The sequence below is a fragment of the Gemmata algarum genome, from assembly GCF_034097035.1.
Classification (GTDB): domain Bacteria; phylum Planctomycetota; class Planctomycetia; order Gemmatales; family Gemmataceae; genus Gemmata; species Gemmata algarum.
Map to the genome: position 1 here is coordinate 127635 of NZ_JAXBLV010000034.1, position 22439 is coordinate 150073.

Annotated in this window: 16 protein-coding genes; 6 read left to right on the forward strand and 10 right to left on the reverse strand. The window is 68.1% G+C overall.

Annotated features, from left to right (window positions below; all coding sequences use genetic code 11):
• Window positions 1-42: 42 nt before the first annotated feature.
• Entirely contained in the window at window positions 43-4107 is a 4065-nt protein-coding gene (locus tag R5W23_RS05515; RefSeq protein WP_320685469.1) for a non-ribosomal peptide synthetase, read from the reverse strand.
• A 178-nt stretch (window positions 4108-4285) separates the two neighbouring features.
• Between R5W23_RS05515 and R5W23_RS05520 the strand changes: the two genes are divergently transcribed.
• The 3 genes from R5W23_RS05520 (at window position 4286) to R5W23_RS05530 (ending at window position 6443) form a co-directional block, all read left to right on the forward strand.
• Complete coding sequence (locus tag R5W23_RS05520) at window positions 4286-4969, forward strand: endonuclease V (RefSeq protein ID WP_261187698.1); 684 nt, start codon at window positions 4286-4288, stop codon at window positions 4967-4969.
• 717 nt (window positions 4970-5686) lie between these two features.
• Window positions 5687-5815, forward strand: coding sequence for a hypothetical protein (locus tag R5W23_RS32500; RefSeq protein WP_326522213.1), 129 nt, complete (start codon window positions 5687-5689; stop codon window positions 5813-5815).
• 142 nt (window positions 5816-5957) lie between these two features.
• A complete protein-coding gene (locus R5W23_RS05530; protein WP_261187700.1) occupies window positions 5958-6443 on the forward strand; it encodes a Fur family transcriptional regulator in 486 nt (161 codons plus the stop codon).
• Between the two features lie 19 nt (window positions 6444-6462).
• Here the strand turns inward: R5W23_RS05530 and R5W23_RS05535 are convergent, their stop codons facing one another.
• The 3 genes from R5W23_RS05535 to R5W23_RS05545 form a co-directional block, all read right to left on the reverse strand.
• A complete protein-coding gene (locus R5W23_RS05535) occupies window positions 6463-6714 on the reverse strand; it encodes a hypothetical protein (RefSeq protein WP_261187701.1) in 252 nt (83 codons plus the stop codon).
• A gap of 54 nt (window positions 6715-6768) precedes the next feature.
• On the reverse strand, window positions 6769-7716 hold the full coding sequence (gene epsC, locus R5W23_RS05540) for a serine O-acetyltransferase EpsC (RefSeq protein WP_320685471.1): 948 nt from the start codon (window positions 7714-7716) through the stop codon (window positions 6769-6771).
• A 742-nt stretch (window positions 7717-8458) separates the two neighbouring features.
• Window positions 8459-9337, reverse strand: coding sequence for an ABC transporter ATP-binding protein (locus tag R5W23_RS05545; protein WP_320685472.1), 879 nt, complete (start codon window positions 9335-9337; stop codon window positions 8459-8461).
• A 413-nt stretch (window positions 9338-9750) separates the two neighbouring features.
• Here R5W23_RS05545 and mfd point away from each other — a divergent pair, with 413 nt between their 5' ends.
• On the forward strand, window positions 9751-13113 hold the full coding sequence (mfd, locus tag R5W23_RS05550) for a transcription-repair coupling factor (RefSeq protein ID WP_320685473.1): 3363 nt from the start codon (window positions 9751-9753) through the stop codon (window positions 13111-13113).
• 9 nt (window positions 13114-13122) lie between these two features.
• Here the strand turns inward: mfd and R5W23_RS05555 are convergent, their stop codons facing one another.
• From R5W23_RS05555 to R5W23_RS05570, 4 genes are all read right to left on the reverse strand, one after another.
• Entirely contained in the window at window positions 13123-15153 is a 2031-nt protein-coding gene (locus tag R5W23_RS05555; protein WP_320685474.1) for a hypothetical protein, read from the reverse strand.
• 90 nt (window positions 15154-15243) lie between these two features.
• The gene (locus R5W23_RS05560; protein ID WP_320685475.1) at window positions 15244-15621 is read right to left on the reverse strand and encodes a hypothetical protein; all 378 of its coding nucleotides are present in this window, start codon (window positions 15619-15621) and stop codon (window positions 15244-15246) included.
• 414 nt (window positions 15622-16035) lie between these two features.
• Entirely contained in the window at window positions 16036-16509 is a 474-nt protein-coding gene (locus R5W23_RS05565) for a DUF2752 domain-containing protein (RefSeq protein ID WP_261187707.1), read from the reverse strand.
• Window positions 16506-16877 carry a CD225/dispanin family protein gene (locus tag R5W23_RS05570; RefSeq protein WP_261187708.1) on the reverse strand — a complete coding sequence of 124 codons (372 nt, stop codon included), beginning with the start codon at window positions 16875-16877 and terminating at the stop codon, window positions 16506-16508. Before R5W23_RS05570 ends, R5W23_RS05565 begins: the two co-directional genes overlap by 4 nt.
• A 234-nt stretch (window positions 16878-17111) precedes the next feature.
• On the opposite strand from R5W23_RS05570, the gene alaS reads away from it, so the two are divergent.
• Window positions 17112-19823 carry an alanine--tRNA ligase gene (alaS, locus tag R5W23_RS05575; RefSeq protein ID WP_320685476.1) on the forward strand — a complete coding sequence of 904 codons (2712 nt, stop codon included), beginning with the start codon at window positions 17112-17114 and terminating at the stop codon, window positions 19821-19823.
• A 696-nt stretch (window positions 19824-20519) separates the two neighbouring features.
• Here alaS and R5W23_RS05580 read toward each other — a convergent pair.
• The gene (locus tag R5W23_RS05580) at window positions 20520-21269 is read right to left on the reverse strand and encodes a glucose 1-dehydrogenase (RefSeq protein ID WP_320685477.1); all 750 of its coding nucleotides are present in this window, start codon (window positions 21267-21269) and stop codon (window positions 20520-20522) included.
• 110 nt (window positions 21270-21379) lie between these two features.
• On the opposite strand from R5W23_RS05580, the gene R5W23_RS05585 reads away from it, so the two are divergent.
• Window positions 21380-21859, forward strand: a complete 480-nt coding sequence (locus R5W23_RS05585; RefSeq protein WP_320685478.1) for a winged helix-turn-helix transcriptional regulator — start codon at window positions 21380-21382, stop codon at window positions 21857-21859.
• Here R5W23_RS05585 and R5W23_RS05590 read toward each other — a convergent pair.
• On the reverse strand, window positions 21840-22313 hold the full coding sequence (locus tag R5W23_RS05590) for a DinB family protein (RefSeq protein ID WP_320685479.1): 474 nt from the start codon (window positions 22311-22313) through the stop codon (window positions 21840-21842). The two genes, R5W23_RS05585 and R5W23_RS05590, sit on opposite strands and share 20 nt — an antisense overlap.
• Window positions 22314-22439 lie beyond the last annotated feature (126 nt).

Consider the following 22439-nt stretch of genomic DNA (forward strand, 5'->3'; position numbering starts at 1 on the left):
GGGAGGGGTTGGGGGTGGGTTGCCTTCGCGGAACCGGTGCCGTCAGCCCGCGACGGTCGGGCACCCGGCGTAGGCGCGGTTCGGCAGCAGCCGCTCACGCTTCATCACCACGCTGTGCCCCGCGACCCGGGCGCCCGCGCCGACATGGCACCCGTACAAGAGCACCGCACCGACGCCCACGGAGGCCCCCGCCCCGATCACCACGCGGTCCATCTTCAGCACCCGGTCCTCGAACGTGTGCGCCTGGAACAGGCAGCTCACGGTGGCCCCGTCCCGCATCTCCAGCATGTCGGGATCGACCACGCAGGCGAACACGTCCCCGATCACGACGCCGCGGCCGACCTTCGCGCCCAGCGCCCGCAGGTAGTAGTTGAGCAGGATCGTGCCCTCGAGCGCCTGCATCGGGGCCAGCGCGAGGTAGTGCCAGGCGATGTAGTTGAAGTCCCACCGGCTGCACCAGCACGACCACAGCCCGCGTGTGGCCGGGCGCACCCGGCCCAGCAGCGCCCATTTGAGCGCCAGCCCGAACAGCGGGAGCGCGACCAGGAACGCCAGGTCGAGCGCCGGGACCACCCCGAACACCAGTGCCTCCGGCGACACGTGCGGCTGCGCCGCCTCGAGCGCCGCGAACCACGTCACCACCAGGAGGAGCGGCGCCACCGGAAGGGTGAACCGCAGCAGTTCCCAGAACACGCGGTTCACGTACCGGATGCGCGACGGCCGGTGCGTCAGCCCGGCGTCGGCCGCGACGATCTCGCGCCGGGGCAGCTCGAACGGCGGCACCCCGAACCACGAGGTGCCTGCGGTCATGACGCGGTCGTCGGCGACCGTACACACGCCGAGCAGCACGCCGTCCGGGACGTTCTGCCCGGCCGGTACGACCGCGTAGTTCCCGAGGAACACGCCGGACCCGAGCGTCGTGCGTGCGAGCGTCACGGTCCCGCGGTGGACGCGCGGGGCGCCGAGGTAGATGCCGTCGGCGAAGAAGGTGCCCGGCCCGAGTTCCACCAGCTCCGGCACGGTATCGAAGATCGTGCTGACCTCGGTGTCGCGCCCGATCGTCATGCCCGCGCCGCGGAGCCACGCGCGCCACAGGAGCGTGCCGTTGAGCCAGTCGTTCGCCCAGTCGAGGGTGTCGCGCTTGAGCAGCACGCGGGCGTAGGTGACGCTCCACCGGCTCACCACGCCCTCCGGGATCGCGCCCATCGCCCGCATCGAGAGGCACCGGGACACCAGCAGCACCGGGACGGACAGCACCGACAGAGCAACGCCGACGAGCAGTTCATCGGGTCCGAGGGTGGGGTGGAGGAGCCACCCGGTCGCGGCCGAGGTGTCGATGCCGGCCGCCCACGAGTACGCCACGGCGGCCAGCGCCAGCGGGAGCAGCGTGAACGCCGCCAGCGCGAGCTTCGCGCCGCACAGCAGCAGCCCGTGCGCGACCGGCGACAGCCCGCGCGCCCCGGCCGGCAGCGGCGGCGCGTCGGGCGCAGACCCGGCCGGGGCCGCCGGGACGCCCGCCCACGTTTCGCCCGCCGGCACCGCGGCGCCGGGCACCAGGTACGCTTGCGCGGCCAGGTAGGCGTTCTCGCCGAGGCGCGTGTGGGGGGCCATGCCCGACCGGATGTCCAGCGTCGCGCCGCTCCCGATCGCGACCGGGCCGACCACGATCTGCCCGTCTTCGAGGTCGACCAGCCGGAGCGTGGCGTCGCGGGCGATGCTCACGTCGTCGCCGATCTCGAGCAGGTCCCAGCCGCCGTGGACGAGCGCCACGCCCTTGTGGATGTGGACCCCGCGGCCGACCTTCGCCCCGAGCAGCCGCAGCACCGCCCCGGTGAACACGGTGCCGTCGAGGAAGCCCCACGGGATCAGCCGCGCGGTCTGCTGGACGATCCAGTTGCGGACGTAGAAGCCGCCCCAGATCGGCGCGCGGGTCGGCCGGTAGCGGCCGATCAGCAGCCACTTCACGGCCGCGGCGAACAGCACCGAGCCGGCCGCGTACAGCGCGACCCCGGCCGCGTACAGCAACGGGGCGGTCAGCAGGAACGGCGTCAGCCCCAACCGCTCGGTCGCGTCGGGCACGATGTGGAACGCGAGCAGGTACACCAGCGGCCCGACCGTGAACACGCCGAGCAGCAGCCACAGGGTTTGGACCACGGTGGCGAACAGCGGGTGCGCACGAGGCGCGGGCGCGGCAGGCGCCGGTGCGTCGGGCGCCGGAGGCGGGGCCTGCCGGGCGCGCCGGGCCAGCCCTTCGACCGTCCGCGCCTCGTACAGGTCGCGCACCGCCAGCCCGGCGGTCAGCGGGTCGTCGCGGAGAGCGGACACCAGCATGGCGGCGCGGAGCGAGTCGCCGCCGAGGTCGTGAAAGAAGTCGTGGTCGACCGACACGCGCTCGGTCAGCCCGAGCACCCGCCGGGCGGCGTCGGCGATGAGCTGTTCGGTCGGGTCGCGTGGCTCCACCACCCGCTTGTGGGCTTCGGGGGCGTGGGCCGCGAGTTCGGGCAGCGCCCGGCGGTTCAGCTTCCCGCTCACCGACACCGGTAGCGCCGACAGCAGCCCGAAGTGGGCCGGAACCATGTACCCCGGGAGCTGCGCGCGGAGCGCCTCCTTGAGGGCGTCGAAGGGCGGTGCGTGGGCGGGGTCGGCCGGCACGACGAACGCCGCGATCTGCTGCTGCGGCCCCTCGCCCTGCACCCGGCACGCGGCCGCGCGCACGCCGGGGCACGCGGCGAGCCGCGACTCGATCGCCTCCAGCTCGATCCGGTACCCGCGCACCTTCACCTGCGAGTCGATGCGGCCGTGGCAGACGTAGGTGCCATCGGCCGTTCGGTGGGCAAGGTCGCCGGTGCGGTAGATCCGGCCGAGCCGCGGGTGAACCGGGAACTTGCGGGCGGTCAGCTCGGGGTCGTTCAGGTACCCCCGCGCGAGCCCGGCCCCGCCGAGGCACAGCTCGCCGGTTTCGCCGTCGGGCACCTCTTCGAGCCGCTCGTTCAGCACCCAGGCGCGAACCCCGGGGACGGGCGTCCCGATGTGAATGTTGTCCCCGGCGCCGACCGCCCCGCGCAGCGCCACCACGGCGCACTCGGTGGGGCCGTAGTCGTTCACCAGCAACCGCGCGGGCGCCCACCGGTCGGCGATGTCCTGCGGCAGCGGTTCACCGCCCACGTGGATGCGAGCCAACTCCGGCAGATCGCGGTCCGGGCGCTCGCACCCGGTGGCCCGGAGGAGCGTGGGGGGCGGGCAGAACACGGTCACGCCCTCGTCCCGCAGCCACGGAACGAGGTCCGGTCCGAGCCGGGTCGCGTCGTCGTCCATGACCACGAGCGTGGCCCCGGCCGCCAGCGCCATCCAGACCTCTTCGACCGACGAGTCGTAGGCGCACGAGGAGCTTTGAGCGACCCGATCGCCGGGCGCCGCCGGGAACGTGGCGAGGTCGCCGCGCACCAGGTTCGCGATGGCCCGGTGTTCAACCATCACGCCCTTCGGCCGCCCGGTGGTGCCGGACGTGTAGATCAGGTACGCTAGGCTCTCGGGCGTGAGCCAGGGTGCCGGGGCGGGCGGCGTGTGGGTGCCGAAGTATTCAGCCGCGGTCGCGTCCAGCGCGCACGCCGAGGTGAGCCGACGCACGCGGGCCAGTCCCGGGCCGTCCGTTAGCACGGCGACCGGGCGGGCGTCACCGAGGATGATGCCGAGTTGCGCGTCCGGGAACGCGGGATCGAGGCACACATACGCCGCCCCGGCCTTGAGCACGGCGAGCTGAGCGAGGTACACGTGTTCCGAGTTCCGCGGCAGCGCGACCGCGACCACACACTCGCCGGCTACGAACTCGCGCAGCCGCGCGGCGACGGCGTCGGAGCGGCGATCGAGTTCGGCATAGGTGACCGTGCGGCGAGCCGAACGGGCGGGGCACGGCGGGGCGTCGATGGCGACGTTCCCGGGCCACAGCCGGGCCGCCCGGGTAAAAAATTCGTGAAGCAGTCGCGGATTCGTTCCGCTCCCGGCCGAGGGGCGCGGGCCGGTAAGAGAATGAGGAGAAATCACGGCGCTCGGCGTCTCGTCGGTGTTCGCTCGCCCGGTCGCGTCGGCCTGTGCCCGGCGGTCGCGCAACCTGCGCACCGAGGGAGAACGCCCGGGCTCCAACCCGGCGAGCCGGCAAAACGGTTACATCTGTTCCAATTCTTAACACACTTTACGCCGCGGGGTTTCGTTTCGCCACGAACCGACCGGCCCGTCAGCTCGTCGTTACGATCGGAATTATTGCCAAGACCAGCCGGTGTGAGCCACGATGCACATCAACCGCCTCCACGATTGGCCCGCGAGCGAAGCCGAAGCGGTCGCGCTCCAGCACGCGCTCCGCGAGCGCGTGGACGTTTCCGCGCCCCCGCCGGGTCCCATCAGCCTGATCGCAGGGTGCGACATCGCGTACCACCTGACCGAGCCGCGGCTGTTCGCGGCGGTCGTTATCTTGAAGATGAACGATCTGTCGGTGGTCGAAGAGCTTACGGTGTCGCGGGAAGTGACTTTCCCGTATGTTCCGGGGCTGCTGTCGTTCCGTGAGGTGCCGGCCCTGCTCGAACTGTTCAGTGATTTGCGCCACACGCCGGATGCAGTTATGCTCGACGGACAGGGGATCGCGCACCCGCGGCGGTTCGGGCTGGCCTGCCACCTCGGATTGTGGCTAGACTTGCCGTGCGTGGGGTGCGCGAAGAGCTGGCTGGTGGGCGATTACGCCGAGCCGGGCCGCACCGCCGGCGAAGCCTCGCCGCTGTCCGTTGACGGGGCAGAAGTTGGTGCCGTCGTCCGCTCCGCGACCGGCGTGAAACCGGTGTTCGTGTCGCCGGGGCACCGGACTGATATCGCGTCGGCCACCCAGTTGGTTCGAGCGACGCTGAGCGGCTACCGGCACCCGGCTCCGACCCGCGCGGCGCACATCGCCGCGGGCCGGTCGCGTGCCGCGGCGGGAGTTTAGCGCCCGGACTTGATGTTTCCGGATCGCGTGTCCGGTTTTGAGCCTGTTGTTCCGTGCATTGATGTGAGTGCCGCGCGACCGATACGGATCGCGACCTCCTGAACGCAGCCGCCGGCGGGGGCTTGAGTTGATTCCGGCAAAGTGGGCAGCGAACGGGGGCCTGAGCGACCGCGTGAGCCCCCCGCTGAGCACCACCCGAGTAACGGGCGCGCGACGACTTCTAAGGGCCAAAGGCGAGCAACCAGGTGCGCATTTTCCTGCGAGCGGTTGCGCGCGAACGACGATACACCTGCGTAGAATGGGACGCGGCTCACTGAACAGGTGAACCGTGTCCCGGTGGGCGGCGGATTCCGCTCTACGCAGGACCGAAACTGACGACCGCGGGGCCAGGATTCGGGCCCGCGACCGCCGGTTTGGACTGGACGCTCGGGGGCTCCGGCACCCGAGTTGCGCCGGTCCGGGAGAGGGTGAACCGCGTGCGCGAGGTGCCGACCCGTCGGCGCCGGCGCACACCGACCGACTGCCGCACGGGTCCACCCGCGCCGGCAGGGAGACGTTATTCCCATGCGTGAGACTTCACCACGTGGCTGGCACCGCTGGCGCGTCGCCGTCGTTAAGTCCGCCCCCGCGGCTCCGGCATTTGACCGGTTTGCGCGGCGCAGCGGTTCGCCCGTCGCGGAACCGGCCCCAATAGCGCTGGCCGCGGAGGCGAAGAACGTGGACGGTATTCGGCACGAGCTGGTGGCCCGCGTTCGGCAACAGATCGCCGACGGCACCTATGACACCGAAGAGAAGTGGCTGTTGGCCGAGGAGGCGCTGTTGCGCCGGGCGGAAGGCCGGATCTGAACCCCGCCTTCGGCTCCGCTCCCGAAAGCCGACCCGGATGCGGGTCGGCTTTCTCGTCGTCTTTACGCCCGGTCCGAGCGAATCGCACTATAATTGGTGTCAGGATTGCTCGCGCCCGTTCGAGCCAGGGAGAGCGCACCTCGTGTCACTGCCAGCCGTCGCGGTCTCTCAAACCCCGGAAGACAAGTTCCGGGAGTACCTTGCCAGCCGACCCAAGCCGCAGCGGTTCACCGACCAGCAGCGGGAGTTGCTGGCACACGTGTTCGCGCGGCACTCTCACTTCGACGCCGAACAACTGATCGACAATCTGAAGACCGCGGGCAAGCGGGTGAGCCGAGCCACCGTCTACCGCACCCTGTCGAAACTGGTGGACGCGGGGCTGTTGCGCCGGATCGAGTTGGGCGCGCGCACCGTTTTCGATCACGACTACGGGTACCCCGCACACGACCACCTCGTGTGCGAGACCTGCCACTCGATGACCGAATTCCAAAGCGCAGAACTGGAAGCGATTCTGGAAAAGGTCGCTCAGGAGTACCAGTTCCGGGCAGAAGGGCACACGCTGGTGATCCGCGGCATCTGCACCGCGTGCAACGCGGCCAAGTCCGCCAAACCCCGCTTGGTGATGTAACCGTTCCTGGCACCGCGAATCAATCTTTGCCTTTCAAACGCAACAGCGACTCCTGCACGAGCCCTTTCGCGTCCGCAAGAACCTCGCGAAGTGGCGCGAGGTCCGGCGGGGGTGCCTGCCTCTGCCCCTGTTCGAGCCGGTAGTACACCAAGTGCTGGTTCAGCGCGGTGATCGCGTCCGTGAGCGAATCGAGCACCAGGGCCAAGTTCCCGGCGTCGTGTCCCATCTGGAACCGGTAGTCGTCGAGCCGCGTGGTGTCGGAAGGGTTCATTCGTAGGTGCTCATGGATCAGGGGCCGGACGAGGGTGATTCTTCGCCGCTGCCATCAGATCTCATAGGTGAGGGGCTCGTTCACCGGCTTCGCGCCCTTCAGCCGCAGTTTCGGCTTTTCCAGCACTACGGTCGTGTCCGGGGGAACGCTCTCCGTGAGCCACACGTTCGATCCGACCACCGCTCGCGCGCCGATCACCGTCTGCCCGCCCAGGATTGTGGCGTTTGCGTACACGATGACGTTGTCTTCGAGCGTCGGGTGTCGCTTGTAGGTGCCGTGCAGCAGTCCGCCCTCTTCGTCCTTTGTGAAACTGAGCGCGCCGAGCGTCACGCCTTGGTACAGCTTCACGTTCCGGCCGAGGTGGCACGTTTCACCGATGACGACGCCGGTGCCGTGGTCGATGAAGAACCCGGAACCGATGGTCGCGCCCGGGTGGATGTCGATGCCGGTTTTCGCGTGGGCCAGTTCCGTCATCATCCGCGGGATGAACGGCACGCCGAGCCGGTGCAACTCGTGTGCGACGCGGTAAATCGTAATGGCCTCGAGCCCGGGGTAGCAGAAGATGATCTCGTGGTGGCTCCGGGCCGCCGGGTCGCCGCGGAACGCCGCGTCCACGTCCTGTTCCAGGGTTTTGCGCACCGCGGGCAGCCGGCGGAGCAGTTCGACGGCCTTCGGCTGAGCCATTTTCTCGCAGTCCGCGTGCGGGCTCTCGTGGCACAACTCGTGGCGTAACGCGCGCGCGATCTGTGTGGTGAGCTTGTCGTGCAGCGCGTCGACCAAGCTGCCGACGTAGTACGCGATGTTACCGATGTGAAGGTTCTGACGCTTCCCGTAACCGGGGTACAGCACCTCGAAGAGGTCTCCGGCGATATTGGCCACCGCGTCACGGTTCGGCAACGGCTCGTGCGCGAGGTGGTTGAGGCGGCTGCACTCGGTGTACGTCTCGACGAGTTGGTCGGTGATGCTGGGCAACTCTTCCTTGAGTCGAACGTCCGTGGCCATGTGTGCTCCCGTAGAGCGTGTGGGGGCCGGTGCCGGGCGTCGCACACGCTATCCCGATGTTACGGTCGGCAGCTACAGACCGTCAACGACACGGAAAGTGGCTCGCAGGAGTCATTCGGCACGTGGGTTACCACGAACTTTGTCGGAAATGTCACAAGGCGCAGCAGCGAGGCTGTTTCACTGCCCGCGACAACAGCAGTTGAGAGCGGGCGTTGGTCTCAATTTGAGAGAGGGCATGGAAGAATTATTTTGACGTAATGTGATGCTGGTTTTTAACTTGCGCGCACATGGCTTCTGGGAGATGGTGCTGGCGCTAGCGTTTGGCGCGCATAATGCTCTATGTTCAGCAGCGAACCTGAAACTGAACAGCGAGTCGGGCAGAGGGGAGAGGCTGGCCGGCCAACTGTTGAGGCAAGAAGGTTCTCGCTTAATACAACCGCTCGGGTATCTGGTCGAGGGGAGAGGCGACCAGTACCCGGGCGGTTCGTGTTTTTACCAGCGACCAGACTGAGCCAAATCGCAGTACCTTGGCGGCCCTGTTCGGGACGCTCGGGCACTAAAAATCTACTGTGCACATCCACGACGTAAACGTGAATTGAGACCCGGTGACAGGTGCGCTGAGCCCACCCGTACCGCTGCCATCCGAGAGATGGTTGCCGGTCCGAATTCGCTCTCACTCAACCAGACCGCTTCGACCTCTGGGTAACCTTGTTGGTAGAATCGCAGTTCGAAGAGCCGCCGTTCAGTTGTCCGGGTTGTAGAGGCGAACGCGGGGGGCGTGCTCGGCCAGCGGGAGGTGCTCGTATTCGCGCGGCAGCCCCGACGCGCTCGCGCCGCACGCCGCTTCCGACTCGAGCTGCCCGTCGGCCAGCTCGAACACACGGTCGGCGTAGGAGGTGAGGCGCGGGTCGTGCGTGACGACGAGCACCATCGCGCCGCGCTCGCGGGCCGTTTCGGTGAGCAGGTTAATGACCTGCTGGCCGTTATCCCAGTCCAGCGCGCTGGTCGGCTCGTCGGCGAACACGAGCGCGGGGTTCTTGACCAGCGCCCGGCCGATCGCCACCCGCTGCTTCTCGCCGCCGGACATTTCCGCCGGCCGCAGGTGCGCCTTCCGGGACAGCCCGAGTTGACCCAGCACGCGGTCCGCACGGGCGCGGGCTTCGCGGGCCGAGCACCCCTCGCCCCACTTGAGGACGAGCTCGAGCTGCTCGCGGGCGGTGAGCGCGGGGAACAGGTTGTACCCCTGGAAGATGTATGAGCAGTGCCGGAGCCGGAACCGCTCCATCTCGTCTTCGCTCATCTGCCACACATTCCGGCCCAGCGCGCCGACCGCCCCGGCGTCCGGGCGCAGCAGCCCGGACAGCACCGCCAGTAAGGTAGACTTCCCGCTCCCGGATGGCCCCATGAGGAGGTTCAGCTCACCCGGCTGGAAATCGGCCGTCACGCCCTTCAGCGCGTAGGACCGGGTGTCGCCGGTGCCGAACGAGCGGAACAGCTCCTCCCCCCTCAGCGCCGGTTCGGGCTTGCACACCACCGCGGGTGCGGCTCGCAGCGCAAGCCGGTCGCTCCCGTGGGGCTCTGTGCGGAACAGGCGACCGAGGTAGCGGGACAATGGAATCATCGCGGGGGGATCCTCCGTGTTTGTGGGGTGCGGTGTCAAGGTGCGGAGCGGGGACACGTGCGAGGTGCGGCGGTGGTGACTCCTTCCCTGTTAATCGGCACTCCGGCTGAGGCGCGCTAAACGAGAGTGAACGCGAAGGCGGGGCGAATTCAGGTGGACTCGGCTGACATCGGTCGCGTCTTTATGCGATCAAAAGGAGACTGCGGCAACCGTTCCGAGTACTTTTAATCAACATTTCCGCTCGTCAATTGCTCTGTGGAGGGGGCGCAAAAGGCGAATTTCGTTCGCAACTCCCCTGTCATTCACTGCTTGCGTGATGGGGCGATTGCGCCGAAGGAAACGGTTGTGTGCATCAGGCTGGTCACCGATCCCTCGCTCGACATTAGTAGAATGGGCGGTTGGAGGAACCTCTCATGACGACGGCGGCTCTGGCGGTGCCGGCGGACGCGGATTTACGCGCCTTGCCCTCCTTATTGCACCGAACCGAGGGCTGGGCGGAGATGCGTGCCGCGCTCGCGTCCGGGCGCAGCGGGACCGTCGACGGGGCCTGGGGGTCTTCCGCGGCGCTCGCGGCCGCGGCCCTGGCGGCCGAAGTCCGGGGCACGCTCCTGGTCGTGGTGCCGAACCCCGTCGAGGTCGAGCCGTGGGCCGAAGACATGGCCTCGTTCCTGGGCACGCGCCCGGCCGTGTTCGAGATGTGGGAGTCGTGGCCGGTGTCCTCCAACCGGGGGAAGCTCGACCCGGTCACCACGTCGCGCTTGCGCCTCCTCCAGCAGCTCCAGAGACCGGCGGGCGGGTCCGAGGGGCCGCCGAAGGTGGTGGTGTGCGGGATCACTGCCGTGTGCCAGCCGGTGCCCGAGCGCGCCGACCTCGCGGCCCGTGGTCGCACGCTCGCCGCGGGCGACATCGTCGAGCCGAGCGAACTGGCGGAGTGGCTCGTCGCGAACGGCTACAAGCGCGTGGACGCGGTCGAGTTCCCGGGCGAGTTCAGCCGCCGCGGGGGCATCTGCGACATCTACCCGCCCGACTCCCCGGACCCTTTCCGGCTCGAGTTCTTCGGCGACGAGGTGGAGAGCCTGCGCACGTTCGCGGCCGGCTCGCAGCGGAGCCTGGAGAAGAAGGGCAAGGTCACGCTCCTGCCGACCGACCAGGGCACGGGCGGCACGCGGCCGGCGAAGGGCCACCTCGCCGAGTACCTCCCGCCCGACTCGTGGGTCGTGCTGATCGAGCCGCGCGACCTTCGCGAGCAGGCGAAGCACTTTCACGAGCGCGTCTCCACCACCGACGGGCTGCACACCACCGAGCAGGCGTTCGCGGGCCTGATGAAGCTCCCCAGCGTGGTGCTGTCCGCGCTGCCGCGGCCGAGCGTGGAGGCGTCCGTTCACCTGCGTGTCGAGTCGGTCAACCGGTTCAGCGGGAGCGTCCACCGGGTGCGGGACGAGTTGGACTCGATCGCGCACAACGCGACCGCCCGCGTGCTCGTCGCCTGCCAGAGCGAAGCCGAGGTTCACCGGCTCACGGAGGTGCTGAAGGCGGGCAAGCTCGCGGAGTCGCACCGGCTGCGCCTCGTCACCGGGCACGTGCGCAGCGGGTTCCGGCTCGTGGAGAGCGGCGTCATCGTCCTGGGCAGCCACGAGATCTTCCACAAGGACCTGCTCCCGCCCGGGGCGAAGGCGCAGGCCAAATCCAGCCGCACGATCGAGTCGCGCGCGATCGACTCGTTCCTCGACCTCAACGACGGCGACTACGTCGTTCACGTGGCCCACGGGATCGCCCGGTTCCGCGGGATGCGGATGCTGGACAAGGCGAGCGGCGCGCAGGAGCCGGACCCGGGCGAGGACTCGCTGTTCCCCGACGAGCGGCCGGCGAACCCCGCCGCCGAAGAGGAGCACCTCGTCCTGGAGTTCCGGGACGGCATCTTCCTGTACGTCCCGGCGACCCGCATCGACCTCGTCCAGAAGTACGTCGGCGGGTCGCAGACCGAGCCGCAACTGAGCAAGCCCGGCGGCGCCGCGTGGAGCCGCAAGAAAGAGAAGGTGTCCGAGGCGGTCCGCGACATGGCGGCCGAGATGATCAACATCCAGGCGCTGCGCCAGGCCGTTCCCGGGCACCAGTTCCCGCCCGACTCGGACTGGCAGAAGGAGTTCGAGGCGGCGTTCCCGTACCAGGAAACGCCCGACCAGCTCTCCGCGATCGCCGAGGTGAAGGGGGACCTCGAGAAGACCAAGCCGATGGACCGGCTCATCTGCGGCGACGTCGGGTACGGCAAAACCGAGGTGGCGATCCGCGCCGCGTTCAAGGCCGTCGACAGCGGGAAGCAGGTGGCCATCCTGGTGCCCACGACGGTGCTGGCGGAGCAACACTTCCGCACGTTCACCCAGCGGTTCGCCGAGTACCCCTTTGTGGTGGACGCGGTGAACCGGTTCAAGAGCGGCGCGAAGCAGAAGGAGACGCTCAAGAAGCTCGCGACCGGCGAGGTGGACGTGATCGTCGGCACGCACCGGCTGCTCTCGAAGGACGTGACGTTCAAAGACCTGGGCCTCGTGGTGATCGACGAGGAGCAGCGGTTCGGGGTGGAGCATAAGGAGCGGCTGAAGCACCTCCGCGCGACGGTCGACGTGCTCACGATGACCGCCACGCCGATCCCGCGCACGCTGCACGCGTCGCTGCTGGGCATCCGCGAGATCAGCAACCTCGAGACCCCGCCCGCGGACCGGCAGCCGGTCGAGACGCACATCACCCGGTGGGACGACAAGCAGTTGCGGAACGCGATCCTCCGCGAGATGAACCGCGGCGGGCAGGTGTACTTCGTTCACAACCGCGTGCAGGACATCTACGACGTCGCCACCAAGATCGAGATCCTCGTGCCCGAGGCGAAGGTGACCGTGGGCCACGGGCAGATGGACGCGCACGACCTTGAGAAGGCGATGGTGCGGTTCGTCCGCAAGGAGGCCGACATCCTGGTCGCGACCACCATCATCGAGAGCGGGCTGGACATCCCCAACGCGAACACCATCTTCATCGACGAGGCCGACACCTACGGGCTGGCCGACCTGCACCAATTGCGGGGGCGGGTGGGGCGGTCGAAGCACCGGGCGTACGCGTACTTCATCGTGAACCCGCTGAAGCTCTTGAACCCGACCGCGCAGCGGCGCCTGAAGGCGATCGAGGAGTTCACCGAGCTGGGCGCGGGGTTCAAGATCGCGATGCGCGACCTGGAGATCCGCGGGGCCGGCAACATCCTCGGGGGGGAGCAGAGCGGGCACATCGCGGCCATCGGGTACGAGCTGTACTGCCAGCTCCTGGAGAACGCGGTCCGCGCGCTGAAGCACCAGCCGCCGAAGGTCGCGGTGGACGTGGTGGTTGATCTGCCGTGGCCCTCGTACCTGCCGCGCGACTACGTGCAGGGGCAAAAGCTCCGGATCGAGGTGTACCGGCGCCTCGCCCGGCTCCGGGACCCGGCGAAGCTGGCCGACTTCCGCACGGAGCTGCGCGACCGCTACGGCGAGCCCCCGGAGCCGGTGGAGTGGCTCCTGCGCACCACCGAGGTCCGGCTGCTGTGCGTGAAGTGGCAGGTGGCGAGCGTGCACCGGCACGGCCAGGACATCGTGTTCACCTACCGGAGCGCGGAGCGCGCGAAGCAGTTCGTGGCCGCGAGCCGGGGGCGGCTGAAGATTGTGGACGACAAGAGCGTGTACCTGCGGCTCCGGTCCGGCGACGCCGACACGCCCGCGGGCATCTACAAGCTGCTGCTCGCGGTGCTGAAGCCGGCGTGAGGGCCGGGCTCAGCGGTCCGCCGAGACCGGGTGCAGCAGCACCCGCGGGCGCGGGCCGACGTGCATCACCAGCGCCCGCGTGTCCGCGGGCGGCAACCCGCGCTCGGCCGGCCGGAACGACTCGGTGAACCGCACCCGAATGACCACCGGCGCGTCTGCCGGCAGGTCCACCGGTTCCCAGTCGATCGTTACCGATCGCAGGTCGTCGGCCACGGTTACGGGGAGCGTCCGCGTCGCCCGGCCGTGAACCTCGACCTCGGCTCGCACGTCCGTCCGCCCCAGAAAGTTGGGCATCGCGGTGCGGGCCAGTTCGATCCGGGCGCACCCGCGCAGGTCCGCGCCGGTGCCCACCAGTTGCACCCCGTCGGCCGTGACCCATCCGTCTCCGCTGACCCCCTCCGCGCGGAGCGCGCGGCGAACGTAAGTGGTGACGGTGCGGCCCAGGATCCGGTACTCCCCGACCTTCTCCATGCGCTCGTCGCAGTACGCCTTGAGCCGCGGCCGCATGCGCTCCATTTGTTCGTCGTAGGGGTAACGGAACTGGCCGGCCGGTACGCCCTTGAGGACCACGAACTCGCACCGCGCCAGCCGCCGCATGTGGTCCTCTTCGTCGCCGGCGAAGATCGGCGTGCCGTCGGGGTACCGGACCCACCGGCCGGTGCGCTCGAACTCCAGGATCTGGAGCCCCAGCCCCGTGACATCGTGCGTGCAGGCGTCGTTGAACACCTCCGGCGCCTCAAAACCTTTCCGGCCCCGTGTCTCGATCAAGTCGTCGAGTAACTTCACACTCACGCGGGCGTCGGCCGCGACGAACGGCCCCGGTGCGGCCAGGTGCTCCAGCAGCCCGCCGAGCCCCAGTGCCAGCGCCGCAACAGCCCCGGCGCTGGCGAGCCGGCCTCGGCCCACGGTGAGCGGGGCCAAGGCCGCCAGCACCAGCGGCGGTAGCAGCACGTTGGCCACCACGGGCGACTTCACCGCGTTCGCATTCAGTACGAGGAACGGCGCCCCGAACCCGAGTGCCGCGACCACCGGGATCAGTCCCCTTGTCCCGGGTCGGGCGGCGCGTGCGGTCAAGAACGCGCCCGCCGCGCCGATCGTGCCGACCGCCACGGCCGCCCACCAGAACGCCGGGCCGGTGTGGACCCGGAGCGCCAGCGGGTAGAACAGCGCGTCGTCGGCCCACTCGCGCAAGCCCACCTCGGCCCGCCGGATGTCCTTCTCCGACGAGGTGACGTGTCCGACCACGTAGTACGCCCGGATCGCTTTACGCTGGTTGTACAGCACCGGTCCGGCGGCGAGCGCCAGCACCCCGGCCGTGATCAGCAGCCCGCGCAACCGTCGGGCGGCCATAGCTCGCGCGGCCGGGTCACGCCGGGCGAACCGCCACGCCAGCAATCCGGCCCCCAAGGTAGTCAGGAGTGCGGCCAGGTATGCCGCGGTGATGAACCGGAATAGAACCGCAACCGCGGCGCACGCACCAACGGCCGCCGCGCCGCGCGGGTTGACCAGCAGCCGCGACCGGACCAGCGCGCACAGAAACACCCCGTACAGGCAGAACGCGCCGAAGTCCATGCGCAGGTCGAACGCGCCGCCCGTCGGCAGAAATACGGTTCGCAACGGCAGTGTTAGCCCCACCGCGGTCAGCGCAGGCCACCAGCTCCGCGTGAGCCACACCAGCGTCCCCGCCAGCGCGCATTGCAGCACCGCGAGGTGAACGAAGTTCACGCTCAGCAAGCTCACCCGGTCGTGCCCGAAGATGAGGCAGTGAGCGGCCGCCTGTAGCGGCAACAGCACGCCTGTCGGCTGCTCTCGTGCCAGATGTGCCCGCAACGCCGGGACCAGCCCGCGCGCGGCCGCATCCGTCACGATGTCATAGCTCATCGTGATGTACGCGCACTGGTCGTAAAAACCCGGATACGCCCACGCGATTTCGCGCCGCGCGTAAGATGTGAGAGCGGCCAATTCAATGGCGATTACCGCGCCGACCACGATCCAGCCCCACCGGCCCGGGGCCTGTTCGGGGGCGCTCGCCTCACTCATGAAAACGGCCTCCGTCGCGGCCCGACCGATGTTTCGGTCGGGCCGCGACGGAGGCTAACGGGCTGAGACAAATTCGTCAACGGCAACGGATCAGTGTCGCACGCTCGGCAGACGCTCCCCGAGGCGGCGCATCAGCGCCGACGGGTTTACCGGCCGGTTCACCACAAAGTCGTATCCGCTGACGGAGGCACGCTCGTCGGTCACCGCGACCCGCACGGCCCCGTGACGGAACACACCGGAGTCGCCCGCCGCGCCTGCGAAAATGACGGCGTCCGCTTCGCCGTGGAAATCAGCCGCGGCGTCGGCCGTGAGGCGCACCTCGGCGTCCGCACCGCATTCGTCCAGCGCTTCGGCCAACTCAACGGCCTCACCAATGTCGGCGGTGTCCGCGACGACCAGGATGTGCGGCGGGGTGGCGAACGGGGACCGCTCACGAACCTCGGACAGGGCACGGTGATCGCGTTTCATCGTCAGAACCTTTCCGGCTCGGCCGCAGGGCACGAATGGCCCGGACTGATGGCGACCGCAATTTGTGAGAGGCGACTGAGTCTCGACCAAAATTGCTTGACTTGGCCCGACAGAAGTTACCGTACCACTCTCATCGACCTTTCACAACTCCTTTTTCTCTCATATTTGCCCGCCGTATCAGTTCTCAGCACACGAGATACGGTACGGCCACAGATGTTCTGGACGTGTTTGCATCGCTTTGCCGGGCCATTAATGTTTATTGTGAAAGGCTTTGCGGTGATTGGTTCAGTTGGATGTGGCTGATCTAGGTAGGCCCTTCGGTCTTCGGGAGGTGCTGCCGGAATCACTGCCGATCGAGAGGCAAGGAGCACATTGAACGAAGCCATTCATGAAAAACGCCAATATCTGGCGTTCTCATTTCGAAGCAGAAGTTTCTGCCGAACTGAGTTCTTGCGGCGCGAGATAAGTGAAGGGGGTAACGGGAATGTTGCGACCCACCCAGAAAAGCAGAAACAGTACCACGAGCAGCCAGACCCAACGAGCGCCGAGCAGACGACGTGGCGGGGCGGGGCGCCCGCGGACCCACGCCATTAATCGCGGTCCAGCGGCCACAGCTACGGTCGGGAGAAGGACAATTGCGAGGATGTTGTTGCGGGCGGCTTGAACAAAGTTGCCGTTCAGGGCGTGGTGGAGCGCACGGCCGGTACCACAACCAGGGCAGTGAAATCCACTGGCCCGATAATGAATGCACTTCGGGTACCAACTTGCCGGCGTCGGCCGCGTCGTTGCGATCAAATACATGACCGCAACAGCCGCGACCGCGGCGAGCGCCACCAGAGCGGCTCGCACGCCGATTTTAACTGTAGCAGGGGAAATGCCGCCGGTCACCGCACCCCGCCCGCTTGAGCGGCCATGACCTGAATCGCGACGCCAATGAGGTTCGCCACGATGCCAATGCCGAACCCGATCCAGGACCACATCTTGGCCGCGTCCGACGCCCGGCGGGCGCCGGCGCTGTCCCCGCTCTGCCACTTGGAGTTCACCTGGGCGGCGTACACGATCGCCACGATCCCGAACGGGAGGCAGCAGCAGAGCGTGACGAGGATCGACTGGACCAAGTAGTTGGGCGGCGGTGTCCCTCTTCGGGGAGCTTCGTAGTCGTCGTCATCGTCGTCATCGTCGTCGTCGCGCGAGCGGCCACGCCCCCGCGGCGGTCCACGTTCGTCGTCTTCGTCGTCGTAACGGTCGCGGGCCATTCGACCTTCTCCGCTGGAAGAGTTGGGATCTGCGAAATGCTAGGGGTCTAGCTTTGCACAGACTAGCCAACTCCGAGCAGGGGAGCAAATCCGTTTCCGGCGGATCGGCCGAGATTCTGCCCGCCGGTGCCGTTCGCACCAACCTCTTGAACTTTCCGGCAGAGTCCGTGTCTTTCTCCGTAACGCACCCGGCCGGCGCCACCCGCCCGGGGACCCGCCACCCGCGAGAAATACATGCTGTCTTCCAACGAAATTCGTCAGCAGTTCGTCGACTTTTTCTGCAAAAAGCACGGGCACACGAACATCGCGTCGTCGCCGGTGGTGCCGCTCAACGACCCGACGCTGCTGTTCGCCAACGCCGGCATGAACCAGTTCAAGCCGTACTTCCTCGGCACCGAGAAGCCGCCGGTGGTGCGGGTCGCGAACACCCAGAAGTGCATCCGCGCGGGCGGCAAGCACAACGACCTCGACGACGTGGGCCGGGACACGTATCACCACACGTTCTTCGAGATGCTCGGGAACTGGAGCTTCGGGGACTACTTCAAGAAGGACGCGATCGCGTGGGCGTGGGAGCTGCTCACCGACGTGTGGAAGCTCGACCCGACGCGCCTGCACGTCACCGTTTTTGAAGGCGACCCGGCGAACGGCATCCCGCGCGACGACGAGGCGGCCGGGTTCTGGAAGGCGGTCGGCGTGCCCGAGGAGCGGATCCACCTCGGCAACAAGAAGGACAACTTCTGGGAGATGGGGAACACCGGGCCGTGCGGGCCGTGTACCGAGATCCACATCGACCGCACGCCCGACAAGAGCGGCGGCCCGCTGGTGAACGGCGGCACGGACAAGGTCATCGAGATCTGGAACCTGGTGTTCATCCAGTTCAACCGGAACGAGGACCAGAGCCTCACACCGTTGCCCGCGCAGCACGTCGATACGGGCATGGGGTTCGAGCGCATCTGCTCGGTGATCCAGGGGAAGAGCAGCAACTACGACACGGACGTGTTCACCCCGCTGTTCGAGGCGATCCAGAAGGTCACGCTGTGCGACCGGCCCTACGGCGGCGACCTGAACGACCTGAAGGACACGGCGTACCGGGTGATCGCGGACCACATCCGCACGCTCACGTTCGCGCTCACCGACGGCGCGACCATCGGGAACGTGGGGCGCGACTACGTACTCAAGCGCATCCTGCGGCGCGCGGAGCGCTACGGGTATCAGGTGCTCGGCACGAACGAACCGTTCCTCTACCGGCTCGTTGATACGGTGGTGGAGCACTTCGGCGCGGCGTTCCCGGAGCTGAAGAAGAACCCGCACAAGGTCAAGGATCAGATTCGCGACGAAGAGGCGGCGTTCCTGCGCACCCTGCGGCGCGGGATCACGCTGTTCAACCGCATCGCCGCGCAGATGAAGGACGAAGGGCGCACGCAGGTGAGCGGCAAGGAGGCGTTCAAGCTCCACGACACCTACGGCGTCATCATCGACATCACGCTCCAGATGGCCCAGGAGCAGGGCCTGACGGTCGATGTGCCGGGCTTTGAAGAGGAGATGAAAATCGCCCAGGACGGCGCGCGGGCCGGCGGGAAGAAGTTCGCCGTCACCGCGGTGAAGGGCGACCTGCCCCCGACCGACGACGCCCCCAAGTACGCCGCTGCGGTCATTGACGCGACCGTGCTCGGCTGGGTCGTTGACAACGAGGTGGTTCGGACCGGCGCGCTGAAGGCCGGTGACTCGGCCGCGCTGCTGCTGGACCGCACGAACTTCTACGCCGAACAGGGCGGGCAGGTGGGCGACACCGGCACCATCGATCGGCCCGGCACCGCCGGCGCCGAGTTCGAGGTGGAAGACACGCAGCGGCTCGGCGAAACGGTGCTGCACGTCGGCGCGCTGCTCTCGGGCGAGTTGAAGGTCGGCGACCGGGTCACCCTTCAGCAGACCACGACGCGCCGCATTGACGTGATGCGGAACCACACCGCCACGCACCTGCTGAACCTCGCGCTGCGCGAGGTGCTGGGGCACCACGTCGAGCAGAAGGGCTCGCTCGTGGACGAGGAGAAAACCCGGTTCGACTTCTCGCACGATAAGCCGGTGACGGCCGAGGAGCTGCGCGAGATCGAGCGCCGGGTCAACCGGCAGGTGGTGCTCGACCAGGTGGTCACGGCGCAGACGATGCCACTGGCGCAGGCGAAAGAGCTGCCGGGCGTGCGGGCGGTGTTCGGCGAGAAGTACCCGGACCCCGTGCGGGTCGTTATGATCGGCGCCGAGACGCCCGACAAGGTGACCCAGGACATGTCGGTGGAGTTCTGTGGCGGGACGCATTTGCCGCGCACCGGCACCATCGGGTACTTCAAGATCGCCTCCCAGGAGGGCGTGGCGAAGGGCATCCGGCGCATCACCGCGGTGACCGGTAAGCCGGCCTACGAGGACGTGCAGGCGCGCAGCGCGATCGTGGACGAACTCGCGGGCACGTTCCAGTGCCGCCCGGACGAACTGCCGACGCGCGTCGGGGCGCTTCAGGAGCAACTGAAGGCGGCCCAGGCGCAGCTCAAGAAAGCGGTCGCCGCGGCCCTCACGGGGGTGGTCGATGAGCTGATCGCGTCGGCGCCGGAGGTGGGCGGGGCGAAGGTGGTCGTCGCGAAACTGCCCGACGGGGCGAGCAACGAAACGGTCCGCACGCAGATCGACCGCGTGAAGCAGAAGTGCGGGTCGGCGTTCGTGGTGTTCGGGTGGTCGGAAGGCCCGGAGAGCGCCTTCCTGATCGCCGCGCTCACGCCGGACCTCGTGAAGAAGGGGCTGAAGGCCGGGGACGTGGTGAAGCAAGTCGCGCCGGTGATCGGCGGCGGCGGCGGCGGGAAGCCGGAGCAGGCGCAGGCCGGCGGGAAGGAGCCCGCGAAGCTGCCCGAAGCGCTCCAGAAGGCCGATCGCCTCGGGCGCGACCTGCTCGCGAAGTGACGCCGTTTTGCCCGCTTGGGCCTTATTCACGGCCCGGGTGGTGGTTTTATTTCTTGTGGCACAGACATTCCTGTCTGTGCGGCGCGGGAAGGCCGCACAGACAGGAATGTCTGTGCCACAAGAAATAAAACCAAATAATGCGACGGTAACCTGTTGCGTATTAGTTTGTTTGGTGAAGCGTTCTCCGCTTGGACAGCCTCCTCCCCCCGAGCGGGGGCGTATAGCCCTAGCGATCGATGGAGGAGCCCAGAAGATTTTGACAGGATCGACAGGATCAACAGGATTTCAAATCGACCTGTCTTCATCCGGTCAATCCTGTTGATCCTGTCAAAATTCGCCCTCGTGAACATGAGGGTCGCATGGTGGAAACGAAGCCGCGAGCATCCGCGTATACGGCCACCAGTTCTTAACATTGCGGCGCAGCGCACCTCCCCGGGTTCGTTGAGGTGGTGCCCGATGTCCAGCGAGCCGCCGTAGAAGTTGCTCCGCAGCCGCGGGTTCTCGCTCAGCCCGTATTTGTTTGCCGCGCCGTAGGTCCAGAGCACGAAGTTCTCGACCGACCTGTCGGCCGGATGAAGGGACAGAGCGGCCCGGCCGTCGGCGTAATCTGCCGCGTACCCCGCGGCGTATTCCGCTCCGATGGCCCCGTGACCCTTGGATCATCAGCAGCCGAGCCGAGTGCCCGGGCTCTGTGAGCTACCGCATCCCGCCAGTGGCCAGGAGGGTTTCGCCGGTCAGCCAGCCGGCGTCGTCCGACGCGAGGAACACGGCGACGGCGGCGATGTCCGCGGGCCGGCCGACCCGGCCGAGCGGGGTCTGGGCCACCATCCCGGCCTCCATCTCCGACCCGATCGCCCCCAGCGTCCGCGCGCCCTCCGTGTCAACCAGGCCGGGGTTGATCGAGTTCACGCGGACCTTCTTCGGCCCCAACTCCTTCGAGAGCACCCCGGTGATCGCGTCCACCGCGCCCTTGGTCGCGGTGTACACGGCGGTGTTCGGCGGGGTGATGCGGCTGACACCGGACCCGATGTTGATGACGCTGCCGCCTTCCTTCAGGTGCTTGACGGCGGCCTGGGTGGTGAGCAGCAGGCCGAGGACGTTGATGTTGAACTGGCGGTGGAAGTGTTCTTCGGTGATCTGCTCGATCGGGGCGAACTCGTACACCCCGGAGTTGTTGACCAGCACGTCGAGCCGGCCGTAGGTCTTCACCGCCGCCGCGATGATGGCCTCGGCGTCGGCCTTCTTCGACACGTCCCCGCCCACCGCGACCGCCTTACCGCCCTGGCTCGTGATGTCGGCCACCACCTTGTCGGCGCCGGCCTTGCTGCTGGCGTAGTTGACCACCACGGCCGCCCCTTCGGCCGCGAGGTGCCGGGCGATCTCGGCCCCGATCCCCTTCGATGCCCCCGTTACCACCGCCACCTTACCGTCGAGTTTCTTCGCCATGACTGCCTCCCGCTTGAGAAGTTGCAAGTCGCAACTGGCTGGGGATACAATAGCTAGTAGTTGCACCTTGCAACCGAATTCCAGAATTCTCCCACAACGGGGGAAAAGCTATGAAACGTAAGAGTTTAGAGAACGAGGCGTGCCCGCTCGCCCGGTCCCTGGAAGCGATCGGGGACGCGTGGTCGGTGCTGATCGTGCGGCAGGCGTTTACCGGGGACCGCCGGTTCGGGGAGTTCGAGAAGAGCCTCGGGGTGGCCAAGAACATCCTGACCGTGCGGTTGCGGAAGCTGGTGGCGCTCGGGGTGCTCGAGCAGGTCACGGTCGAGGGGCGCGCGTACCAGGAGTACGTGCTGACCGAGAAGGGGCGCGGGCTGTTCCTGGTGCTGATGGCGATCCGGCAGTGGGGCGAGGGGTGCGGGGGCGACAGCCCCTACGTGCTGGTGGACAAACGAGACAAGAAGCCGGTCCGGCCGCTGGCGTTCCGCGCCCACGACGGGCGGGAACTCGGCCCGGACGATATGGAACTGCGGCCGGCCGGCGAGTCGTGCCCGGCCGGGCCGGCGCAACCGGTCACCCCACCAGTTTCTTGAGCAGCGCGATCTGGCCGGCGTGGTAGGCATAGTGCTGCGCGGTCCCGTGCAGCATGACCGCCACCGGGTACGACTTGCCCGGTACGGTGGAGTCCAGCTTCGCCGCGTCCATGCCGGCCACCACGTCGAGCAGGGCCCGGTGCCGGCGGTCCAGGTCAGCGAGCGTGGCCGCCCATGCCGCGTCGCTCGTGTCCGTGACGGGCGGGAAATCGCCCGCGTCCGGCTCCGTGATCGGCCGCCACTCGGTAACGCGGCTCGCGACGACCTCGATCCACGCGGCGAGGTGGTTCACCAGCGCCCACGCGGAGTGCGTGAGGTGCGGGTGCTGGGCCGCGGCGGACGCCGCCGTGACGCCCTTCAGCACCTCCCGCAGCGGCGGGCCGTGCCAGCACTCGCCGTCGTAGGCGCGGCGGAGTTCGTCGTCGATGCGTGAGAGTTCGCCGGTCAGCGCCACGGGTGTGCTCCTTTTTGGTTCTGGCTTTCGGTGCGGTGCGCGGGCCCCCCCCGGGGGCCGCCCCCCCCCCGGGGCGCCCCCCCCCCGCCCCCCGCCCCCGCCCCCCCCCCCCCGCGCCGCCCCCCC

What these genes read in the sequence shown, in the direction of transcription:
- R5W23_RS05520 (WP_261187698.1), top strand. Translation starts at nt 4,286, where the DNA reads ATGCACATCAACCGCCTCCACGATTGGCCCGCGAGCGAAGCCGAAGCG.
- R5W23_RS05535 (WP_261187701.1), bottom strand. Translation starts at nt 6,714, where the DNA reads ATGAACCCTTCCGACACCACGCGGCTCGACGACTACCGGTTCCAGATG.
- epsC (WP_320685471.1), bottom strand. Translation starts at nt 7,716, where the DNA reads ATGGCCACGGACGTTCGACTCAAGGAAGAGTTGCCCAGCATCACCGAC.
- R5W23_RS05545 (WP_320685472.1), bottom strand. Translation starts at nt 9,337, where the DNA reads ATGATTCCATTGTCCCGCTACCTCGGTCGCCTGTTCCGCACAGAGCCC.
- mfd (WP_320685473.1), top strand. Translation starts at nt 9,751, where the DNA reads ATGACGACGGCGGCTCTGGCGGTGCCGGCGGACGCGGATTTACGCGCC.
- R5W23_RS05555 (WP_320685474.1), bottom strand. Translation starts at nt 15,153, where the DNA reads ATGAGTGAGGCGAGCGCCCCCGAACAGGCCCCGGGCCGGTGGGGCTGG.
- R5W23_RS05560 (WP_320685475.1), bottom strand. Translation starts at nt 15,621, where the DNA reads ATGAAACGCGATCACCGTGCCCTGTCCGAGGTTCGTGAGCGGTCCCCG.
- R5W23_RS05570 (WP_261187708.1), bottom strand. Translation starts at nt 16,877, where the DNA reads ATGGCCCGCGACCGTTACGACGACGAAGACGACGAACGTGGACCGCCG.
- alaS (WP_320685476.1), top strand. Translation starts at nt 17,112, where the DNA reads ATGCTGTCTTCCAACGAAATTCGTCAGCAGTTCGTCGACTTTTTCTGC.
- R5W23_RS05580 (WP_320685477.1), bottom strand. Translation starts at nt 21,269, where the DNA reads ATGGCGAAGAAACTCGACGGTAAGGTGGCGGTGGTAACGGGGGCATCG.
- R5W23_RS05585 (WP_320685478.1), top strand. Translation starts at nt 21,380, where the DNA reads ATGAAACGTAAGAGTTTAGAGAACGAGGCGTGCCCGCTCGCCCGGTCC.